Source organism: Bacillus sp. FAU20, assembly GCF_056033865.1.
In genome coordinates this window covers 282,174-302,852 of record NZ_JBVYHY010000003.1, presented here as the reverse complement: position 1 = coordinate 302,852, position 20,679 = coordinate 282,174, and the positions used below count along the sequence as shown (strand labels likewise).

At 36.5% G+C, this 20,679-nt stretch carries 20 protein-coding genes, 1 pseudogene and 2 other annotated features; of the genes and pseudogenes, 5 read left to right on the top strand and 16 right to left on the bottom strand.

Going from position 1 to position 20,679, the window contains the following annotated elements; genetic code table 11:
- Positions 1-52 precede the first annotated feature (52 nt).
- The 3 genes and pseudogenes from AC0OM3_RS01795 (at position 53) to AC0OM3_RS01785 (ending at position 5,747) form a co-directional block, all read left to right on the top strand.
- Positions 53-2,807: pseudogene (locus AC0OM3_RS01795) on the top strand (S8 family peptidase).
- Positions 2,808-3,028: 221 nt separating this feature from the next.
- Positions 3,029-3,257, top strand: a binding site (T-box leader).
- Positions 3,258-3,307: 50 nt separating this feature from the next.
- Positions 3,308-3,535 (top strand) — a binding site (T-box leader).
- 162 nt (positions 3,536-3,697) lie between these two features.
- Entirely contained in the window at positions 3,698-5,452 is a 1,755-nt protein-coding gene (locus tag AC0OM3_RS01790; RefSeq protein ID WP_000163215.1) for an aromatic amino acid hydroxylase, read from the top strand.
- On the top strand, positions 5,433-5,747 hold the full coding sequence (locus tag AC0OM3_RS01785; RefSeq protein ID WP_000979538.1) for a 4a-hydroxytetrahydrobiopterin dehydratase: 315 nt from the start codon (positions 5,433-5,435) through the stop codon (positions 5,745-5,747). The genes AC0OM3_RS01790 and AC0OM3_RS01785 overlap by 20 nt, the downstream gene beginning before the upstream one ends.
- Positions 5,748-5,762: 15 nt before the next feature.
- Here AC0OM3_RS01785 and AC0OM3_RS01780 read toward each other — a convergent pair whose 3' ends face one another.
- Positions 5,763-6,620, bottom strand: coding sequence for a VOC family protein (locus tag AC0OM3_RS01780; RefSeq protein WP_000009836.1), 858 nt, complete (start codon positions 6,618-6,620; stop codon positions 5,763-5,765).
- Positions 6,621-6,640: 20 nt separating this feature from the next.
- Positions 6,641-7,045: a DoxX family protein gene (locus tag AC0OM3_RS01775; RefSeq protein WP_001071553.1), complete on the bottom strand. Its 405-nt coding sequence runs from the start codon at positions 7,043-7,045 to the stop codon at positions 6,641-6,643.
- 156 nt (positions 7,046-7,201) lie between these two features.
- On the opposite strand from AC0OM3_RS01775, the gene AC0OM3_RS01770 reads away from it, so the two are divergent.
- Positions 7,202-7,747: a helix-turn-helix domain-containing protein gene (locus AC0OM3_RS01770; protein WP_001020693.1), complete on the top strand. Its 546-nt coding sequence runs from the start codon at positions 7,202-7,204 to the stop codon at positions 7,745-7,747.
- A gap of 36 nt (positions 7,748-7,783) precedes the next feature.
- On the opposite strand, the gene AC0OM3_RS01765 is transcribed toward AC0OM3_RS01770, so the two are convergent.
- The 13 genes from AC0OM3_RS01765 to AC0OM3_RS01705 form a co-directional block, all read right to left on the bottom strand.
- The gene (locus tag AC0OM3_RS01765; RefSeq protein ID WP_000025015.1) at positions 7,784-8,161 is read right to left on the bottom strand and encodes a hotdog family protein; all 378 of its coding nucleotides are present in this window, start codon (positions 8,159-8,161) and stop codon (positions 7,784-7,786) included.
- 120 nt (positions 8,162-8,281) lie between these two features.
- Positions 8,282-8,740: a GNAT family N-acetyltransferase gene (locus AC0OM3_RS01760; protein WP_000276119.1), complete on the bottom strand. Its 459-nt coding sequence runs from the start codon at positions 8,738-8,740 to the stop codon at positions 8,282-8,284.
- Between the two features lie 56 nt (positions 8,741-8,796).
- Positions 8,797-9,375: a GNAT family N-acetyltransferase gene (locus AC0OM3_RS01755; RefSeq protein WP_000256013.1), complete on the bottom strand. Its 579-nt coding sequence runs from the start codon at positions 9,373-9,375 to the stop codon at positions 8,797-8,799.
- Positions 9,376-9,610: 235 nt separating this feature from the next.
- A complete protein-coding gene (locus tag AC0OM3_RS01750; protein ID WP_001192765.1) occupies positions 9,611-10,006 on the bottom strand; it encodes an ankyrin repeat domain-containing protein in 396 nt (131 codons plus the stop codon).
- Positions 9,973-10,791 carry an ABC transporter ATP-binding protein gene (locus tag AC0OM3_RS01745; RefSeq protein ID WP_000626529.1) on the bottom strand — a complete coding sequence of 273 codons (819 nt, stop codon included), beginning with the start codon at positions 10,789-10,791 and terminating at the stop codon, positions 9,973-9,975. Before AC0OM3_RS01745 ends, AC0OM3_RS01750 begins: the two co-directional genes overlap by 34 nt.
- A complete protein-coding gene (locus AC0OM3_RS01740) occupies positions 10,778-11,806 on the bottom strand; it encodes a FecCD family ABC transporter permease (protein ID WP_002000971.1) in 1,029 nt (342 codons plus the stop codon). Before AC0OM3_RS01740 ends, AC0OM3_RS01745 begins: the two co-directional genes overlap by 14 nt.
- A gap of 5 nt (positions 11,807-11,811) precedes the next feature.
- On the bottom strand, positions 11,812-12,759 hold the full coding sequence (locus AC0OM3_RS01735) for an ABC transporter substrate-binding protein (RefSeq protein ID WP_000748477.1): 948 nt from the start codon (positions 12,757-12,759) through the stop codon (positions 11,812-11,814).
- Between the two features lie 157 nt (positions 12,760-12,916).
- Complete coding sequence (locus AC0OM3_RS01730) at positions 12,917-13,144, bottom strand: YrhC family protein (protein WP_000661266.1); 228 nt, start codon at positions 13,142-13,144, stop codon at positions 12,917-12,919.
- Positions 13,145-13,271: 127 nt separating this feature from the next.
- Positions 13,272-15,875 (bottom strand): bifunctional acetaldehyde-CoA/alcohol dehydrogenase, encoded by a 2,604-nt coding sequence (gene adhE, locus AC0OM3_RS01725; RefSeq protein ID WP_474211023.1) that lies wholly within the window; start codon positions 15,873-15,875, stop codon positions 13,272-13,274.
- Positions 15,876-16,136: 261 nt separating this feature from the next.
- On the bottom strand, positions 16,137-17,270 hold the full coding sequence (locus tag AC0OM3_RS01720) for a bifunctional cystathionine gamma-lyase/homocysteine desulfhydrase (protein ID WP_001201908.1): 1,134 nt from the start codon (positions 17,268-17,270) through the stop codon (positions 16,137-16,139).
- Between the two features lie 3 nt (positions 17,271-17,273).
- Positions 17,274-18,197, bottom strand: coding sequence for an O-acetylserine dependent cystathionine beta-synthase (locus AC0OM3_RS01715; RefSeq protein WP_001103851.1), 924 nt, complete (start codon positions 18,195-18,197; stop codon positions 17,274-17,276).
- Between the two features lie 82 nt (positions 18,198-18,279).
- Positions 18,280-18,975, bottom strand: a complete 696-nt coding sequence (gene mtnN / locus AC0OM3_RS01710; protein ID WP_001217024.1) for a 5'-methylthioadenosine/S-adenosylhomocysteine nucleosidase — start codon at positions 18,973-18,975, stop codon at positions 18,280-18,282.
- 14 nt (positions 18,976-18,989) lie between these two features.
- A complete protein-coding gene (locus tag AC0OM3_RS01705) occupies positions 18,990-19,628 on the bottom strand; it encodes a class I SAM-dependent methyltransferase (protein WP_474211020.1) in 639 nt (212 codons plus the stop codon).
- 136 nt (positions 19,629-19,764) lie between these two features.
- Here AC0OM3_RS01705 and AC0OM3_RS01700 point away from each other — a divergent pair, with 136 nt between their 5' ends.
- A complete protein-coding gene (locus tag AC0OM3_RS01700) occupies positions 19,765-19,980 on the top strand; it encodes a YrzA family protein (protein WP_000010984.1) in 216 nt (71 codons plus the stop codon).
- A 34-nt stretch (positions 19,981-20,014) separates the two neighbouring features.
- On the opposite strand, the gene AC0OM3_RS01695 is transcribed toward AC0OM3_RS01700, so the two are convergent.
- Positions 20,015-20,677, bottom strand: a complete 663-nt coding sequence (locus AC0OM3_RS01695) for a YrrS family protein (RefSeq protein ID WP_000897101.1) — start codon at positions 20,675-20,677, stop codon at positions 20,015-20,017.
- Between the last annotated feature and the right edge of the window lie 2 nt (positions 20,678-20,679).

Sequence of the window (20,679 nt, the reverse complement as noted above, 5' to 3'; positions counted from 1 at the left end):
TTTGTAAGATTATATTTCGGAATATTAGCACTTTTTATTAGGGGGAGTCTCAATGAAAAAAACTACATCTACACTATTAAGTATGGTACTCGTCTTTTCTAGTTTTGGAGCTTTAAGCGCCCATGCTGAATCAATGCAAAAGGAGAAGCAATTTAGTCCACAATTAAAAACAACGATTGAACAGTGGGGAGAACATAAAATTGCTCAAAATGTTGAAACGAAAACAACAAAAGAAATATCAGTAATTGTAGAATTGCAACATGCACCTCTCGCTGCTCAAAGTAATATTCAGCATGCTCCAGATTTACAAAATAGTAATGCACAGTCTTATCATGCCGAGCTAAAAAAAGCACAACAAGAGACGACTAAGAAAATAAAAGAAAAAGCACCTGGTGCAAAAATTAAAGAAGTTTATAATACGTTATTTTCCGGTTTCTCTATTTCAGTTCCAGGAGATCAAATTACTGCTCTTGCTTCTTTACCTGAAGTAAAGACAATCTATCCGAACTTAACATATAAATTGCACGAAACAACGAAAAGCGCTACTAACGAAGAAGTACCTAATATCGGTAGACCGACAATTGGTGCGCCTGAAGCTTGGAATTTAAAAGACCCCTGTGGCAAACCTCTTGATGGAAAAGGTATGAAAGTAGCTATTATCGACTCTGGCGTAGACTATACACACCCTGACTTAAAGGCAAATTATATTGGTGGATATGACACTGTCGATGAAGACAACGATCCAATGGATGGTAACGTACATGGTACTCATGTAGCTGGAATTATTGCTGGTAATGGAAAAATTAAAGGCGTTGCTCCAAATGCTTCTATTTTAGCTTATCGTGTCATGAATGACGGTGGTACTGGTACAAACAGATGATATTATTCAAGGTATTGAACGAGCGATTCAAGATGGTGCTGATGTGTTAAATCTATCCCTTGGACAAGATTTAAATGTACCTGATCAGCCTGTAACTTTAACGTTAGAACGTGCAGCAAAGCTTGGGGTTACTGCAGTCGTTTCCAATGGAAATGATGGTCCAAAACCTTGGTCTGTTGATGCACCTGGGAATGCAAGTAGCGTAATATCAGTTGGAGCATCTACAGTTTCTATTCCCTTTCCAACATTACAAATAGCTGGTTCCAGCAAAACCTACCAAGGATTACCGTTATCAAAATCAGATTTCCCAATAGGAAATGCTTCTCCACTTGTATATGTTGGCTATGGTAATCCAAGCGATTATGCAAAACAAGATGTGAAAGGAAAATTTGCACTTGTTTTACAAGGTACTTCTAGTACGTTAGTAAAAGCTGAACAAGCGAAGCAAGCTGGTGCAATTGGTGTACTATTCATTTCTACAGAAAAAGAAATCAATATTATGCCTGAATACTTTACACGTGAAAACCTAGCCCTTCCAGTTATGCAATTATCCAATGTAAACGGTGAAGAGTTGAAAAACTTAATTACAAAGCGCAAGAAAAATATAAAAATTAGCCAACCGGTTCCGACTGAATTAATTGGAAACTTTAGTTCCAGAGGTCCGTCACAAGGAAGCTGGCTTATAAAACCAGATATCGTTGCACCTGGCGTACAAATTACTAGTACAGTACCACGAGGCGGCTATGAATCGCATAACGGAAAAAGTATGGCTGCTCCGCAAGTAGCTGGAGCGGTTGCCCTCCTGCGTCAAATGCACCCTGATTGGACGACGGAACAATTAAAAGCATTACTTGCCAATACAGCAAAAACTTTAAAAGATGTTAATGAAAATACGTATCCTGTTATGACGCAAGGATCTGGCTTAATTAACATTCCAAAAGCTGTTCAAACAAATGTATTAGTAAAGCCTAACAATATCAGCTTCGGTCTTATAAAGCCAAACAGTGGTAAAGTAAAACTGATGCAAAATATTACGTTACAAAATCTTTCTAGTAAAAAGAAAAGCTTTTCAACTCGTGTAGAATTACTAGATGCAACCACAAAAACAAAAGTAAAAGCTTCTGTTCCTTCATCGATTAGCGTACAACCAAATAGTAATACGGAAAAACCATTTACTATCACTGTCGATAGCTCACTACCACAAGGTGTGTATACTGGGAATGTATATGTAAAAGAGCAAGGAGCAAAAGAAGAAATTCGAATTCCATTTACATTTAGTATCGATCCTAAAGATTATAAACGAATTGATGGTCTCGAAATTGTGAATTCTACTTTTAGTCCAAACGGGGATAACATATTAGATGATAATCTCATCAACTACTATTTAGTTTCTCCTGTTGAAGATGTAACGTTACATGGTAACTTAGTTACAAAAGAACGTGTAACATACGAAGGAATGATTTATGAAGGTAAAAATGAAACAGCAGGTTATAAACCGTTCAAATGGGATGGTACAAAAGTAGATGGATCACCACTCGCGGATGGTTTATATCAAATTGAAGCAGTTGCTTCTAATTCTGGCGGAGAAACAAAGCAAACAGCTGCTGTATTCCTTGATCGAACTGCACCTAAGTTAACACATGAGGTTGACCAAGAAAATCTTGTAATTAGAGGAAAAGTTGATGATATTCTACTAGATTGGATGTCAGAATCTGGTTGGATAGCACCTGGCATTCCAGTGAGAATGCAATATGAAACTAACGGAAATGGTGTATGGGAACAGGCATTCCTGAACCCTTGGGAGAAAAGCTATGACATTTATTTCGATCGTACTCAATTACAAGAAGGAAAAAATACTATTCACATTGTAGCAACTGATGCAGCTGGCAATACCTCTAATTTAACTGTTAATTTAGAAGTGAAATAAAGTGAAACTTTAATCAGTGGAGATTTCATTCATCCCCACTGATTATTAGCCTTCACCAATCGGGGGTTCACGAGCAGTTAGGCTCCCATCTTACTTCTTTACTTCCACTGAATTTTGAGGTAGGAATTTTACTGCTCATTAACACGGGATAAAAAATTTTTGTTGACAATTTTTTTAATATAGTTTTATAATACAAAACATAGTTTAGTTGAACGAATTATATATCGGCTTTGAAGGAATACTAGTAGCGACTTATATCACTGTCTCAGAGAACTGATGGTTGGTGCGAATCAGTACATATACAAGCGTGAATTACAATTCTGGAGCTTCTTTCCCGTAATGCTTTTTATGCATGAAGAGAAAGACGGATCTTTCCGTTATCGTAAAGTGAGTGGTAAACAATTAGTTGTTTACAAATAGGGTGGTACCGCGATTTTTATCGTCCCTATCGGATTTTCCGATAGGGACTTTTTTGCATCCATCCTCTTACACAATTTCATATATACGCGTTGAAAGAATCGCAGTAGTATCTTATATCCCTGTTACAGAGAGCTAATGGTCGGTGGAAATTAGCACATATATAAGTATGAATTACAATTCTGGAGCTTCTTTTTCGTAGTGCTTTTATGTATGAAGGAAAAGACGGAATTTTTCCGTTATCATTAATTGAGATGTAAGTATATTTTCACTTACAAATAGGGTGGTACCGCGATTCTTTCGCCCCTATCGGATTTTCCGATAGGGGCTTTTTCTATTTCTCATAGAAACATATGTTAAATAATTCCGAATCTTATGTTAAAATTTTATAAGCGCTTACAAAAATGAAAGGAGGTGATACAAGCTATACGAAATCGATATTCAATTTTATTGAAAAAAAGGAGGATGTCTAAATGACAAAGAAAACAGAAATTCCATCGCATTTAAAACCATTCGTATCCACACAACATTATGATCAATACACACCGGTGAATCACGCTGTGTGGCGTTATATTATGAGACAAAATCATAGCTTCTTAAAAGACGTTGCTCATCCAGCCTATGTGAACGGACTACAATCATCTGGTATTAATATAGATTCAATTCCAAAAGTAGAAGAAATGAATGAGTGTTTGGCACCAAGTGGCTGGGGCGCTGTAACGATTGACGGACTTATTCCCGGCGTAGCATTCTTCGATTTTCAAGGACACGGATTACTACCAATCGCAACAGATATTCGGAAAGTAGAAAATATCGAGTACACACCAGCTCCAGATATCGTACACGAAGCCGCAGGACACGCACCGATTTTACTTGATCCTACATATGCAAAATATGTGAAACGTTTTGGGCAAATTGGTGCAAAAGCTTTCTCTACAAAAGAAGAACATGATGCATTTGAAGCTGTTCGTACATTAACGATAGTAAAAGAAAGTCCTACTTCTACTCCTGATGAAGTTAAGGCTGCTGAAAATGCTGTAATTGAAAAACAAAACTTAGTTTCTGGTTTATCAGAAGCTGAACAAATTTCACGTCTTTTCTGGTGGACAGTAGAATATGGATTGATTGGAAATATAGATGATCCAAAAATATATGGTGCTGGTCTCCTTTCTTCTGTTGGCGAAAGCAAACATTGCTTAACAGACGCTGTAGAAAAAGTTCCATTTTCTATCGAAGCATGTACAGGGACAACTTATGACGTAACAAAAATGCAACCACAACTATTTGTTTGTAAGTCCTTTGAAGAATTAACAGATGCGCTTGAAACATTTTCTAAAACAATGGCCTTTAAAACAGGTGGAAAAGAAGGTTTAGAAAAAGCAATTCGCTCTGAGAACTATGCAACAGCTGAGCTAAATAGCGGATTACAAATTACAGGTACATTTAGCGAGACAATTGAAAACGATGCAGGTGAATTAATTTACATGCGAACAAATTCGCCAACAGCATTAGCGCTTCATAATAAACAGTTAGCGAATCATTCTACTTCTGTACACAGTGACGGATTTGGAACACCAATTGGATTACTCACTGAAAATATTGCATTAGAAAATTGTACAGACGAACAACTACAATCATTAGGAGTTACAATTGGAACTATCGCTGAGTTTACTTTTGCAAGTGGTATTCATGTAAAAGGAACAGTAACAGATATTGTGAAAAACGATAAGAAAATTGCCCTTATTTCCTTTATCGATTGTACAGTTACTTATAACGCCCGCGTTTTATTTGATGCTTCATGGGGCGCATTTGATATGGCTGTTGGCTCACAAATCACTTCAGTATTCCCAGGTGCCGCAGATGCAGCAGCATTTTTCCCAATGGATGAAGAAGTTCAAGAAATTCCTGCTCCACTTGTACTGAATGAACTTGAACGTATGTATCAAACAGTTCGAGATATTCGAAGTGAGGGGATTTTACATGACGCGCATATCGATCAATTAGTAGCAATTCAAGAAGTATTAAATAAATTTTATGCGAAAGAATGGTTGCTGCGCCTTGAAGTATTAGAGTTACTTTTAGAGCATAACAAAGGGCATGAAACATCGGCAGCATTACTACATCAACTTTCTACTTTCACAACTGACGAAGCTGTAACACGCCTTATTAACAATGGTCTTGCGTTACTTCCAGTAAAGGATGTGAAAAATGATGCTAAGATTAACTGAAGAAGAAGTTCACGAGGAATTATTGAAGGTAGATAAATGGATGGTAAAAGATGAGAAATGGATTGAACGAAAATATATGTTTTCCGACTACTTAAAAGGAGTCGAATTTGTCTCTGAAGCCGCCAAACTATCAGAAGAACATAATCACCATCCATTTATCCTTATCCAGTATAAAGCAGTTATTATTACTTTGTCATCTTGGAATGCAAAAGGTTTAACGAAACTAGATTTTGAGCTTGCAAAACAATTTGATGAACTATTTTTACAAAACGAAAATGCAATTATAAGAAAATAAAAAAGAGAAGCCTTTTTAGGCTTCTCCTTTTATTTTGAAATGGATACAATGTCCAAATGGATCCTCGACTTGTAATATTCCATCTTTGTACGTAGCAATCTTGCCAATATTTTTTAAGCTTTCACATACTTGCTCTTTTTGTTTTTCATCCGCTAGTACAATTGTGAAATATTTTAAACCAACAGAACCTGGCATTTGCGGTGGCACCCCTTCACCTTGCCACGTATTTAAGCCGATATGGTGATGATAACCACCTGCTGATACGAACAACGCTCCATTACGAGCTGGAATCGTTACTTCAAAACCAAGACCATCAACATAGAAACGTTTCGCTTCCTCTAAATCAGCTACATGGAAATGAATATGCCCCATCACAGTACCAGATGGAAATCCATTCCATGTACTTCCTTGCTGTAATAATTCTTCACCAGCTAACGGGTTACTAACAAATGGGAGTTCTCCATTCTCATCACGCCAAACTTCTTTTTGTCGATCATGATAAATTTCAATCCCGTTTCCATCTGGATCAGCTAAATAAAGAGCTTCACTAAAGTAATGATCGGCTCCGCCATGTAGTGGATATACCATCTCTACAAGATGACGAAGAACATTCGCTAAATCCTGTCTACTTGGTAATAAAATTGCGTAATGATATAACCCTGTTCTTGCTCTTTGCTTCGGAAAAGCTTCTTTCTTTTCTTCAATGATAAGAAGTGGTTCATCATTTTCATTCCCAAATGTAACGACTGCTTCTTCTTCTTTTAGCACCTTCATACTTAGTACTTCCGTATAAAATTCTAGTGATTTCTTTACATTAGATACGTATAAATGAACAACATCAAGTGTTGTATCGGGATGAAGTTGAAAACTCATCTTGTTAGCCCCCATTTAAATTAGTTCTTCTTTGACATTTTTTCTTTTAAGAAATTATCTACAAAACCATCAGCTTTTGCAACAAATAAGTATGCACCCATTGCTAATAATGCAAGTTCTAATTCGAAACCAGGATTTTTTCCATCTCCCAATAAACCAGCTGACCATTTCACTTTTACGATTGCTCCAACCATAACAAGTGCAAATAATAATCCAATATATCTTACACCTAAACCTAGAATTAATAATAGGCCTCCAACTAATTCAAATGTTGCTACACCGTATGCAAGTCCTCCTGGTAAACCAATGCTTGTAAACCACCCTGCAATATTGTCAATTCCTGATTGGAATTTTGTTAAACCGTGCATGAAGAATGTTACCCCTAACACGATACGAATAATTAAGTTACCAATATGTTGATTCATTTCTTTCTCTCCTTTATAGTTTTCTTATACAAAACTTTTATTTACATTACAAAACATACACTAATTTTTTTTATTCGTCAATTCATTTTCACTGGGAAAATATATATTTTTTTTGCTATGATACAAATAGTTATTTACAAAAAGGAGCTTGATTTTATGAATATTGGTTCTGCAATACGTGAAATTCGTCAACGTAGAGGCATAACAATCGCACAAATTTGCGAGGGAACAGGTCTTTCTAAAGGATTTATGAGTCAGGTTGAAAATAATAAAACATCACCATCTATTTCAACTTTAGAAACGATCTCCAACTTTTTAAACGTTCCCCTTCCCTATTTATTGTTAGAGCAAAAAGATCGATTAAAAATTGTCAAAAAAGAAGAACGGAAATACAGTGTATACGGAAAAGATGAACAAAGAATTGAACATGTCGCTGAGCAAGGGGGCCTTCGCCTATCTTTAGTAGAAATACCTACTGGATTCCCGAAAGAAAACTCACCAAATGCCCATGAAGGGGAAGAATGTCACCTTGTATTACGCGGAAAACTAGAAGTTCAGCACGGTGAAGATATTGCAATTGTAGAAGAAGGTGATTCTTTCTCATGGAATGCATGCGTTCCTCATATTGTTCGTAATATAGGAGAAGAAACTGCATTACTACTCATCTCTAGTTATGCGGAAAATCGAAAACGTGTTTACTAAATAATAAAAAAGAAGCCTGCTAAACAGGCTTCTTTTTTATCCCCTTATAATTCCATAACTTGTCCCCACTAGTACAGTCTTTTCGTGTTGATTGCGATAAACTGACTCGATTGAAACTTTTTTATAGCCTTCCATTTGCTCAACATTTGTTAAAGTTAATTCACAAGTGATTGTATCTCCTGTGAAAACTGGTCTAATAAACTCACTTACTAATTCTCTTGCTATGTAATGTAATTCTTCGCCTACTTTCGTTCCAATGCTAGCAGTCAATAAACCATGGACCATTAATCTTCCATTTTCATCATATTCCACATGGTGTCTGCCTTTATCTCCGGTAATATTTGCAAATTCAAAAACCTCTTCCTCAGTAAATCTTCTTTCATATTTAAATACATCCCCAACTTTTATGCTCATTTTTATCCCCCTAACAATAAACAGAATTTTCTTTTATTTTATCATAAAATGAGCCTCAATCCATTCTCTATTATCAATAGCCTCAAAATTACCTCGCTAAACTTTTTACTTTTCATTCATTTATCGGTGACCATCTCTTCTCGCGACTTGATATCCATAATACGCACATGTTCCATTTCTCGATAGCTCTCTAACTTCAAATCCACAGCTTCTATAAAAATCAAAATTGTTCGCAGAAGTATGTGCAAACCAGTCACCATGTGGTAGCTTTTGCAAACAAAGAGCGACAAGTTTCTTACCTAATCCCTTCCCTCTATATTCACATTTCACAACTAAATTTACTATGTTCGCGACCATGATTCCATCAGAAATGACTCTAACCATCGCAACCATCTCTTCTTCATCCCAAATTGTGAATGCCCATGTTGAATTTTCAAATGCTATCGTGAATTTTTCAATTTGCCAAGAAGGGATATTATCATTGCTCCAACCGGCATCTTCGAATAAAGTCTTAATTGCATATGCAGGTACACCATTCGTTCCCTCACGAATAATAAGTCCATTATGATAAATGTACATGTAATCCCCCCTTTATTTTTATATACCATTCTTCAAAAAATGCAATTAACCTTTTTTCATCCAATGCGCCTAATGGAATAAACGAGAACATCCATCCCATGAAATGAAGTTGTTTTCTCATAACTAAGCCCCGTTTTTCTAGCAACAAAGATTGAGGCGGGGTGGTCCGGATTAATAAGAGAAATTAATTTATTCATTCGTAACGCTTGGAAGCCATAGTCTCGAAATGCTGCCGCTGCTTCTTTCGCATAGCCTTTTCCCCAATACTGAGGTAATAACCAATAACCAATTTCAATTTCCTCTTTTCCATCTATCTGCTGCTTTACTAATCCTGCATGACCAATCCGTATCCTCGTTTCCTTTTCAATTAATACAAATAAACCGAGGCCATTTTTATAGCTAGGAATTACCCACTCCTCCAAACTTTTTTTACATTGCATATATGTTTTTAACGTCCCATTTCCAATATAGCGCATTACTTTTTCGTTTCCCCATAGTGAAGCGTAGAACTGTAAATCATCCATTGTATATTTACGAATTTGTAAACGGTCTGTATGAAACATTCCTTCACTCCTTTCTACTAATTTCTTCTTAATTTCACGATCATATTTTGTATGCACAATAAATGTTACCATTTATTATAAATGAATCAACTACATAACGCAGAATATTCAATCTTATAGAAACAAAAAAAGCAGTAGACAAATATTGTCTACTGCATCCATATCATAACTAGCATAAAGAAAACTACAATTGAGGGGGGTGTAGGATTTTCAAATATACTAGATACTTATCCCGTTCTAACGGGCGGTAAACTTTCCAATTGTTTCAAGTGAAAAGTTTACCGCACATAAGAACTTCCTTCGTTCATTAAGATAGTATTGCTAAATAATCATATACACGCTTAGCTTTCTCTCCACCCATTCGTGCATGCTGAAGAAGAGAAATACCATGAGGACCAGATGCACGTAATGCTTCTGGTTGAGCTACTAAAATAGCTTGTACGACTTCTAATTCCCCAAGCATAGCTGCCGCGAAAATATCCATACGAGCACCCTTTTCTAGTAAATAAAGAGCAATATCTTTACGACCTACATGTGCCGATGCGCCTAACGCACTTTCCCAATCTGATCCACCCCAATTATAAGAGGCGTGAAGTAAGCTTGGTGATTCAACCAATAGCTCTTGTACTTTCTCTAAATCCCCGTGAGCTGCCATAACAAATTCTCTTACTAATTCAGTGGTAATACGCTCTTCTGTTTGCATCGCTCTTCTCCCCTTTTAAAAATTCGTTTCGGTGTAAAAAAAGGCTTGTCACTTCCCTGAAAAATATCTACATCTATGCCAAATACATGTTGAAACATTTCATGGCATAGTACTTCTTCTGGTATACCATCATACTGAATTTTTCCTCGCTTTAATACAAGTAAACGATCGCTATATTGAGCAGCTTGGTTAATGTCATGTAAAACCATTATAATTGTCATTCCAAACTCCTCATTTAATCGTTTCACAAGTTCCATTACTTCCAACTGGTGAACGATATCTAAAAAGGTTGTTGGTTCATCCAATAATAAGACATTTGTACGTTGCGCTAGCGTCATCGCAATCCAAGCACGTTGCCGTTCCCCTCCTGATAAAGAATGTAAAAGACGATATTCATACCCTTCAAGATTTGTAACAGACAATGCCCAATCAACAATTTCTTCATCTTCTTTATTTAAGCGGCTACTCCATGATTTATGTGGACCTCTTCCGAACTCAATTAGTTCTTTCACTGTTAAATCTAATTGATGATCATGCATTTGTGGTAACATTGCTAATTGCTTCGCTACATCAGCACTCTTCATCATATGAATATTTTTCCCATCTAAAATGATGTCCCCTTCGCTTTGTTTCAGTAGCCTTGCTATTAAACGAAGCAAAGTAGATTTTCCCGATCCATTCGGACCAATTAAACTAACGATTTCTCCAGCCTTAATATGTACATTCATATTTTGCATTTGAAATCTTTCAGAGTGTGCGTAAAACACTTTGTTAACGGAAATCACTTTGTTTTCCTCCTCTATGAATTAAATATAAGAAGAACGGACCACCTAAGAAGGACAGTAAAATACCAACAGGCAATTCGATTGGGTCAAACCAACTTCGAGCTATTGCATCCGCAAAAACAAGTAATACCCCGCCGCCAAGGCATGATAAAGGTAGCAAATATCTATAATCATTTCCAACTAATAAACGTAGCATATGTGGTACGACAAGACCGACAAATCCAATAAGACCAGACACACTTACTGCAATTCCAGCTAATAATGTACTTACTACGATTAAATAAAACCGACTTTTTTCCACATTATGTCCTAATAACTTTGCCATTTCATCTCCAAGCATTAACACTCGAATATGCTTAATACCAAAGAAAGCTAATATAATGGCGAATATTGCATAATAAATAATCATGTTTAAATGTGCCCAACTTACACCACCAATACCGCCCGCTAGCCACGGTAACACCGATTGTACTTTGTCACTATGTAATAACATTAATGCTGACGTTGCTGCACCAATTAATGCATTGATCGACACCCCTACTAAGACGATTCTTGAAGGTGGTGCCCCTTTTTGCCATGATAAAGCATAAATAACCATCGCTGTTATGAAAGCTCCTAAAAACGCCCCTAGTGGTAAAAAAGCTAGATGCTGTGGGAATAAAATCATGATGACAATTGCTACAAGGCCTGCTCCAGATGAAACTCCGATAATACCAGGATCTGCAAGAGGGTTTCTCATAACTCCTTGTAGCAGTGTACCAGATGCAGCTAAACATGTTCCTACTATAAACCCAATGAGCACTCTCGGTATGCGAAGATCCCATACAATTCGATGAACTGTCGAACCTTCATCTTGTATACCTGTTAAAATATCTCGTACAGAAAAGGATAAACTTCCTGCGAAAAGACCGTAAAAGAGACCTAGGATTGTTAATACAACTAAAGTAACTGCTATTATCCATCTTTTTTTCGCAAAAGGATGTTCCTTTTCTCTTACTACTTCACTACTTTCCATACGTATCATTTCCTTACATCTTGTATACTTTTATACATAAAGTCCATTGCTTCTGTAACTTTTGTACCAGGATTAGATCCAAATAAATCAGGTGGCAAAATAACTACGCGGTTTTGTTTTACTGCCTCTAAATTTTTCCACGCTTCATTTTTCATCATTTCGCCTTCGAATGCTTTTTTCACACTTTTTGGATCTCCGTGTGTAATTAAATAAATCACATCTGGATTCGCCTCAATAATACGTTCTACACTTAGCTGTGCATATTGCGGGTATTCTTTCGTTTCTGGAAAATCAGAAGCAATATTTTTTCCGCCTGTTTTTTCTAAAATATCACCTGATAAAGATGTTGGTAATGCCGCTAAATAAGTTCCTGGTGCGCCATACACTAGCAAGGCTTTCACATCGCTCTTTTTCTCATATTTCTTCATTTGATCATTCATTTTTTGATTAATTTCTTTTGCTTTATCTTCTTTCTTCATTACCATTCCATATAATTCAATATTTTTTTGAATATCTTGTACAGAATTCGCAGAAGAAATGATAACTTGCGTTCCTTGTCCTTCAACCGTTGGCACATTCTTTTGGAATCCATTGTTAGCAACAAGTACATCGGGCTTTAAACTAGCAATTTGCTCAAAGTTCGGTTGATGTGCATTCCCAATTACTTGTGCTTTCTTTAACTCCTCTGGAAGAGTTAATTTCGTATCTGGGCGACCTACTATGTTTCCACCTAAAGCATGAATAATATCCATGTCTCCCATACTTAATGTTGCAAAACTTTCTGGCACTTTATCGAATGTTACCTTTCTTCCTGATAGGTCGGTAATTTCGATTTTCTTTTTTCCTTTTTCTGTTTTGGTTGCAGACGCTTTTCCGTCCCCTTTGGCACTGCAACCTATTAACAAGAAAAAAATAGATAAAATCGCTGTAAATAGCGTAATAGATTTTTTCATTTCTTCACCTCTAATTGATAATGATAATCATTAACCACTATTCTACTTTAATTGATAAGGATTATCATTGTCAACACGAAACGCATACATTTTTCTACAAAAAACAAAAAGCGTGACAAAAAGATTTTTTCTTTTCGCCGCGCTCTAGTTAACAATATTATTCACATTCATTTTCCTCTAGCTGTTCACGCATCACTTTCACACGCTGAAAGAAAAAGAACGATAAACTTAAAAATATAACGATGCTCCCCATCATAACAAAAAATTGGATTGTCTCTTTTGCTCCACTCGGAATCAATAAGCCAACCATTAACAATGTACTTACAGCGAGAAGCATTTGTCCAAACCGAGTATAATCTTCTATTTTTCCTTTTAATTCTTTCATTATATTCTCACTCCTCCATTTCACTGTATCATATTCTATGAAACTGAAAGACCAGTAAATACAGCCATTCTGGGAGATGTTTTCCAATAAAAAAAGAGCCGCTTTTACTGCGGCTCTTTTTTTATCATTATTCACCTTTATATGCTTCCATATAAATTTCTTTCAGCTCTGAAATAAGCGGTAACTTTGGATTAGCAGTTGTACATTGATCTTCAAAAGCTCTTTCTGCTAATACTCCAACAACCTCTTCAAATTGCTCTTTATCGACTCCTTGTCCCGCAATACTCATATTAATATTTAAGCTTTTTCCAAGCTCAATAATTGCTTGGACGAGTGATTCCACCCCTTCTGCTACCGAACTTGCTGGAAGCCCGAGCATTCTCGCTATATGTGCATATCTTTCATCTGCCACAAAGTGCTCATATTTTGGGAACAATGCGTGTTTTCTTGGCTTAATAGCATTATAGCGGACTACGTGCGGCATTAGAATGGCATTTGCGCGTCCGTGCGGAATATGGAATTCTGGTCCAATCTTATGTGCTAAGCTGTGATTAATACCGAGGAAAGCATTTGCAAATGCCATCCCTGCAATTGCAGAAGCGTTATGCATTTTTTCTCTTGCTTCTTCATCATTTCCATCTTTATATGCTCTCGGTAAATATTTGAATACGAGATCAATAGCTTTTAATGCTAATCCATCTGTATAGTCATTTGCCATAACAGACACATACGCCTCAATTGCATGTGTTAAAACATCCATACCAGTATCTGCTGTTACATTTGGTGGTACTGTCATTACAAATTGTGGATCAACAATTGCTACATCTGGTGTTAATTCATAATCTGCGAGCGGATACTTTATATTATTTTTCTTATCTGTAATAACCGCAAATGGTGTCACTTCTGATCCCGTTCCTGATGTCGTTGGAATCGCAACAAACTGCGCCTTATTTCCTAATTCCGGATATTTACATGTACGTTTTCTTATATCTAAAAATTTCTGTTTAATGCCATAGAATGTCGTTTCTGGATGCTCATAGAATAACCACATTCCTTTTGCTGCATCCATAGCTGAACCACCACCAAGTGCGATAATTACATCTGGCTTAAAGCTTTTCATCATTTCCGCACCTTTGAAAACAGTTTCATCTGATGGATCTGTTTCGACCTCAAAGAAAACTTCAACTTTCACATCATTTGCATGCTTGTTTAAATAGTGCGCGACTGTATCGACATAGCCATGTTCAACCATTCCGGGGTCCGTTACAATAAATGCTCGTGAAATGTTAGGCATATTTGCTAAATAAGCTGTAGCATGTTTTTCAAAATAAATTTTTGGTGGCAGTTTGAACCACTGCATATTCTTTTTTCTATTTGCCAGCCTTTTTATATTTAATAAATGAGTCGCTGTTACATTTTGGGAAACTGAATTCTTTCCGTATGAACCACAACCAAGTGTAAGTGATGGAATAAATCCATTATATATATCCCCTATTCCACCTTGTGATGAAGGTGCATTTACAATGAGACGGCAAGCTTTCATACGTAACCCAAATTGCTTTTGCACATCTTTATTTGTAGAATGGATAACTGCTGAATGTCCTAAACCACCGAGATTTAACATTTCTTCGCAATATGCAAATCCTTCTTCTAAGGAATTCGCTTTTACACAAGCTAATACTGGGCTCAGTTTCTCACGAGATAGTGGATACGCTGCTCCGATACCTTGTATTTCAGCTACAAGCATTTTTGTATTTTCAGGTACAGTAATCCCAACTAATTCGGCAATATACTGTGCTGATTTCCCAACAATATCACTATTTACTGCACATGTATTTTCGTTAATAACAAGCTTTTCTAATTGCCTTCTCTCTTCTTCTGTTACAAAGTAACAATTGTTTGCAATCATTTCTGTTTTCACATCATCGTAAATTTCCTTATCTACAATGATTGCTTGCTCAGATGCACAAATCATACCGTTATCAAATGTTTTTGATAAAATTAAATCATTAACTGCTCTTTTTACATGCGCCGATTTCTCTATGTAGCATGGTACATTACCAGGGCCTACACCTAGCGCTGGTTTCCCAGTAGAATAAGCCGATTTCACCATACCAGCCCCTCCAGTTGCTAGAACGAGTGCTACACCATCATGGTTCATCAATTGTTTCGTCGCTTCAACAGACGGTCTTTCAATCCATTGAATACAGTGTTTTGGGGCACCAGCTTTCATCGCTGCATCATATACGGTTTTCGCTGCTGCCACAGAACATTTTTGTGCGGAAGGATGAAATGCGAAAATAATTGGATTTCTTGTTTTTATCGCAATTAACGCTTTAAACATTGTTGTCGACGTTGGATTCGTTACTGGTGTTACTCCAGCTACTACACCGACAGGTTCCGCGATTTCTATTATTTCTTCATGAGGATCTTCGTGAATAATCCCTACCGTTTTATCTTGCTTTATACTATGCCAAATATATTCAGTGGCAAAAATATTTTTAATGCATTTGTCTTCATATACACCACGGCCAGTTTCTTCAACTGCCAATTTTGCTAGCGGCATATGTTGATCAACACCTGCTAATGCCATTTCATGAACAATGTTGTCAATTTCTTCTTGTGTAAAACTTTCTAATGCTTGTAAAGCTTGTTGACCATTATTTACTAGCGTATCAATCATCTTTTTTACTTCCTGCATTTCATTTACAACTTTCTCTTTGACTACCATGTGAATTTCCTCCTATTCTACTATTACGGTCCTTATATGTCCCTGTAGGTCAAAATAAGTCCCAATTAACACAAAAAAATAGAGATGCTTTCCTACATGAATTTCATTGTTTGTGAAATATTTCACAAGTTTATTTGTGAGTAACATTTCCTGAATTCAATATACACGAAATCATTTCGTTTGTGTATGTCTATTTTGTGAAATGTTTCACAAAATAACATAATACAAAATACACTGCTAATATTAGCAGTGCATTTTGTATTATGCTAGCGCTTGTGCTAAATCTTCAATTAAATCTTCACCATCTTCAATACCGACAGAAATACGAATTAATGTATCTGTAATTCCTAATTCTTTGCGGCGATCCGCTGGGATTGATGCATGTGTCATTTGAGATGGAATAGAAATTAAACTTTCTACCGCTCCTAAGCTTTCAGCAAGTGTAAAGTATTGTAGTTTCTCAAGTACTTTATTTAATGTTTCTTCACTATCTACATCAAATGAGATAATAGCACCAAATCCGTTTGCTTGTTCTGTTGCTAATTCGTGATTTTGATGTGATTCAAGACCTGGGTAATATACTTTATTTACTTTTGGATGATTATTTAAGAACTCAGCAATAGCACGTGAATTCGTTTCATGTTCTTCCATACGAATTCCTAATGTTTTTAAACCGCGAAGTAGTAAGAAGCTATCTTGTGGCCCAAGAATACCTCCTGTTGAGTTTTGTACAAAATGAAGATCTTCTGCTAGTTGTGGGCTATTTACAACTACTAAACCTGCAACTACGTCACTATGACCTCCTAAATATTTCGTTGCACTATGAAGCACAATATCTGCTCCTAAAGAAATCGGCGACTGCCAATATGGCGTCATGAATGTGTTATCAATAATTGTTAATAGGTCTTTCTCTTTAGCAAGAGTAGATATTTTCTTAATATCAGTAATTTTTAGTAGTGGGTTCGTTGGTGTTTCCACATAAATTGCTTTCGTATTTGGACGAATTGCTTCTTCAACTTCCTCTAAGTTTGTTGTATCTACAAATGTATGCTCAATACCGAAACGGTTTAATACTTTCGTAATAACGCGGTATGTTCCACCATAAACATCATCTGTTAAAATAACGTGGTCACCTTTTGAGAACAACATAATTGTCGCTGTAATAGCAGCCATTCCTGAACCAAATGCAAATCCAGCATGCCCGTTTTCTAATACAGCAATCATTTCTTCTAAAGCTGCACGTGTTGGGTTACCTGTACGTGAATATTCATATCCTTGATGCTTACCAACTGCTTCTTGTTTGTACGTACTTGTTTGATAAATCGGTACGTTTACAGATCCAGTTGAAGGTTCTCCTATGCGAATACCATGAATTAACTTTGTCTTTGCTCTCATTTTTTATTCCCATCCTTTGTATATGTCTTTACTTAAATAGCGCTCACTGCTATCAGGAAAAATGGTTACAATATTTGTACCTGGTGGTGCCTTCTCTGCCTCCAGTAAGCTCGCATGAAATGCTGCTCCTGAAGAGCTCCCAACGAGAAGTCCTTCTTTTTGCGCTAATTCTTTCACTCGTAAAAATGCATCTCGATCAGAAATCGTATGAATTTCATCAAAATAAGATGTCTTCAAAAATGGCGGGATAAATTCCAGTCCAATTCCTTCGGTCTCATGTGAACCAGCCTTACCACCATTTAAAATAGATCCTTCTGGCTCTACGATAACTGTTTTAATATCTATATTTTTTTCTTTCAAATAAGATGCAGTCCCCATAAACGTACCGCCAGTTCCTGCTCCAGCAACAAATATGTTAATCTCTCCATTCAATGCGTCCCACAATTCAGGTCCTAATGTTTTAAAATATGCACGAGGATTTGCCTCATTTGCAAATTGACTTGGAGAGTATGAATTCGGTATTTCATTTACTAACTCTTTTGCTTTTGCAATTGCACCGGTCATTCCTTGCTCAGTCGGTGTGTGCACGACCGTTGCACCTAGCGCTTTCATTAATTCTTGTTTTTCAATACTAAATTTCTCTGGTACACAAACGATAACACGTAAATCATATTCTAATGCTGCAAGTGCCAGTCCAATACCAGTATTCCCAGCAGTGGGTTCAATAATTGTTCCACCTTGGGTAACAAGCCCTTTTTCTAGCGCATCTTCGATTAATTCTCTTCCTAAACGATCCTTAACGCTTCCGCCTGGGTTATAAAATTCAAGCTTTGCAAATAAACGGACCCCTTTCGGAAGTGGAAAACGAGTAATTTCTACAATTGGTGTATGACCAATTAACTCATGAACTCCACGATATACATTCATCGTGTTCTCCCCCTTGTTTGCCAATAAAGAAAAGGCAACTGTATGTATTTTCTTTATATGAGACAGTTGCCTTTTTGTTACATTACTTTAACTCTTCTAACACTTTTACGATAAAGTTTGTAGAATGAAGAGCTGCTTGATCTAAAAACTGATCAAATGAAACATTTGATTCTTTACCAGCAATATCAGAAAGTGCGCGAATGATAACAAACGGAATTTCATATTGGTGGCATACTTGTGCAACAGCTGCTGCTTCCATTTCTACCGCATAAAGATTTTCAAATTTATCACGGATGGCTGCAACGCGGTTCGGATCACTCATAAATGAATCACCTGTTGCAATCATACCTTTTACAACTTGAATATTTTCTTCAGCCTGCATACATTTCTCAGCTAATGCAACTAACGCCTCATCAGCTTTAAATCCAGGCGGCATTCCTGGTACTTGACCATATTCATAGTTAAATGCTGTTACATCTACGTCATGGTGACGAACTTCAGTGGAAATAACTACATCACCAACGTTTAGAGAGTGATGGAATCCACCTGCTGAACCAGTATTAATTACTTTTTCAGGCTTATATTTTTCTAATAAAATTGTCGTTGACATCGCTGCATTTACTTTACCAATACCAGACTTTAACAAGATTACTTCATGCCCTGCTAATAGCCCTTTCGTAAATTCACAACCTGCAACCGTTTCTGTCTCTGCTTGTTCTAATTTGTCACGTAAAATACGTACTTCTTCTTCCATTGCTCCAATTACAGCAATTCTCAATCTAATCCCTCTTTCTATTGCTTAGTTGCCTCCATTACCCAAACGAAATGATTTAATCTCGTGAACGTTACATGGAAGCCATTGTTTTCAAAAATAGTCTGCATAACTGGAATACGTGTATAGTATTCCGTTTGCAAATCGTTTGCTAACTGATGGAAACCTCTTTGTTTTGCTGTTTCAACAGTTTTATCATATGCATCTTGATCTGCAAATATCGTATCAGCAAACACTATTTTACCACCTTTGTTTAGCAATTGACTATACTTCGCAATCGCTACATTTTTTTCATCATCTGTTAAATGATGAAATGCATAGGTGCTTACAATGGTATTAATTGAATTTGGAACTTCAAATGAAAGAAAATCACCGTCTGTAATTGAAAATTCTTTTGGCAATTTCTCTTTTGCAATCATGCGCATTTCACGCGACGGTTCTATACCGTAAACTGTGCGGCCAGCAAGTAATAATTTATTTGTTAAATTACCTGTACCGACACCAAATTCTAATACATTACCAAATGACTTGTTAACTACATCCTCTAGAATGTCCTCATAATGGGCGAAAACTTCTTTATATTGTATATCTTCGCCTTGTACAAATGAGTCGTACGTATGAGCCCACTCATCAAATAAACCATTAAATTCTGTACCCATAAAAATTCCCCTTTTTCTTATCGGTTTTATCAGTATGATATTCCCTCTTTCTAAAAATGTCAATTGAAATGTACATGGTATTTCCTTCTTTTCTTTGTTACACTATAGTTGATTACATAGGAGAGGGGCCGTCTTCATGTCATTTACCTTTGAAATGTTAGAAGATAAAGTAGAGTTTTTTGAAGCGGGAGACTTAGCTTCTTTAGAACGAAAAATTAGTGAACAAATTGATAATAATAAAGCACTTATGCTTGAAGTTCATCACATCTCACATCAAATGGTTATGGATCCTGAAAGCAAAAGACCGTATTATAGCGCGGTTGTTCATTTTAAATTAAAGAAATTGCGTTAACAAAAAAGAGAAGCTCCTAAGGAGCCTCTCTTTTTTAGTTTAGAGTTTGAACAAGTACTGGTTTCCAGCCCTCATTGTCTACCCAATCAATATTTACATAATATCTTTTCCCACTTTGCTTATCTTGAACATCACCATAAGCTTTGCTCTTTCCAGTTTTGTCTCTTCCAACAAAATGGAATACTAATTGCTCTTTCGGTACTTCAATACCCGCAGCAATTGCACTTTGCATCTCATTCCAATCTGATGACCCCTGTTTAAACGTCATCGCCGGTGATGAACCTTGTTCTGTTCCTACAGCTTTCCAAGAAGGTTTTGTGTAAGCCTCTTTTGCCTTGGATACAGTTTTTTCAGCTGATACTTTCTCGTTAGCTTTCGCTTCTTCTTCAGCTTTTTTCTGTTCTTCTTCAGCCTTTAACTTCTCTTCTTCAGCTTTTTGCTTAGCTTCTGCTTGCTCTTGTTCTTTTTCTTTTTTCTTAGCAGATTCTTTATCTTCTGATTTTCCAGCTTTCTCATTCTTTGTTGTTTGTTGAGAGACTTTCTTATCAGTAGAAGATGCTTGCTCTTTCGTACTAGGAACGAACAATTGATATGCTACAATAGCTACTAATAGTAATACAATAGCGATTGCAATATTTAAAACACCGTTTTGACGACGTTTTTGTTGTTTCTGTTGGAATCTTGATCCTCCTGCCATTC